At 56.4% G+C, this 1,343-nt stretch carries 3 protein-coding genes; all 3 read left to right on the plus strand.

Annotated features, from left to right (window positions below; all coding sequences use genetic code 11):
* A partial coding sequence (locus ACWIGM_RS31405; protein WP_176560024.1) for a phage tail sheath C-terminal domain-containing protein occupies positions 1-532 on the plus strand: 532 nt, incomplete at its 5' end.
* A 12-nt stretch (positions 533-544) separates the two neighbouring features.
* The gene (locus ACWIGM_RS31410) at positions 545-1,063 is read left to right on the plus strand and encodes a phage major tail tube protein (protein ID WP_001251408.1); all 519 of its coding nucleotides are present in this window, start codon (positions 545-547) and stop codon (positions 1,061-1,063) included.
* A 56-nt stretch (positions 1,064-1,119) separates the two neighbouring features.
* Positions 1,120-1,343: phage tail assembly protein (locus tag ACWIGM_RS31415; RefSeq protein WP_271095746.1), on the plus strand; the 224-nt coding region annotated here is incomplete at its 3' end.

Here is a 1,343-nt window from a genome sequence, read left to right on the forward strand (position 1 = left end):
GGAGCAGGGATGGCATAAAACGCTGTCCAACGTCGGGGTAAACGGTGTTACCGGCATCAGCGCCTCTGTATTCTGGGATTTGCAGGAGTCCGGCACCGATGCTGACCTGTTGAACGAGTCTGGCGTCACAACGCTGATTCGCCGCGACGGTTTCCGCTTCTGGGGTAACCGTACCTGCTCTGATGACCCGCTGTTCCTCTTTGAAAACTACACCCGCACCGCGCAGGTGCTGGCCGACACGATGGCTGAGGCGCACATGTGGGCGGTGGACAAGCCCATCACCGCAACGCTGATTCGCGACATCGTTGACGGCATCAATGCCAAATTCCGTGAGCTGAAAACAAACGGCTATATCGTGGATGCGACCTGCTGGTTCAGCGAAGAATCCAACGATGCGGAAACCCTCAAGGCCGGAAAACTGTATATCGACTACGACTATACACCGGTGCCTCCTCTCGAAAACCTGACCCTGCGCCAGCGTATTACCGATAAATACCTGGCAAATCTGGTCACCTCGGTTAACAGCAATTAAGGAGCCTGACCGATGGCAATGCCGCGCAAACTCAAGTTAATGAACGTCTTTCTGAACGGCTACAGCTATCAGGGCGTTGCAAAGTCCGTCACGCTGCCAAAACTGACCCGTAAGCTCGAAAACTATCGCGGTGCGGGGATGAACGGCAGCGCACCGGTAGACCTCGGCCTTGATGACGATGCGCTGTCAATGGAGTGGTCGCTCGGGGGCTTCCCGGATTCGGTTATCTGGGAGCTTTACGCCGCAACCGGTGTGGATGCCGTACCGATTCGTTTTGCAGGCTCTTACCAGCGCGACGATACCGGCGAAACGGTGGCCGTCGAGGTGGTCATGCGTGGCCGTCAGAAAGAAATCGACACCGGCGAGGGCAAACAGGGAGAAGACACCGAGTCGAAAATCTCCGTGGTCTGCACCTATTTCCGGCTGACGATGGACGGTAAGGAGCTGGTCGAAATCGACACCATCAACATGATTGAGAAGGTGAACGGCGTCGACCGGCTGGAGCAACACCGCCGCAATATCGGCCTGTGATTTTCATCCGGTCAGCCAGGCTGACCGGTTAACCCCGATTCAGAAGTGAGAAAACCATGAACAAAGAAAATGTGATTACCCTGGACAATCCGGTCAAACGTGGTGAGCAGGTTATCGAACAGGTCACGCTGATGAAACCCAATGCCGGGACGCTGCGCGGTGTCAGTCTGGCTGCGGTCGCGAACTCCGAAGTCGATGCACTGATTAAGGTGCTGCCGCGCATGACGGCACCGATGCTGACCGAGCAGGAAGTCGCCGCGCTGGAACTGCCTGACCTTGT

Source organism: Allobosea sp. NPDC055332 (assembly GCF_053645455.1).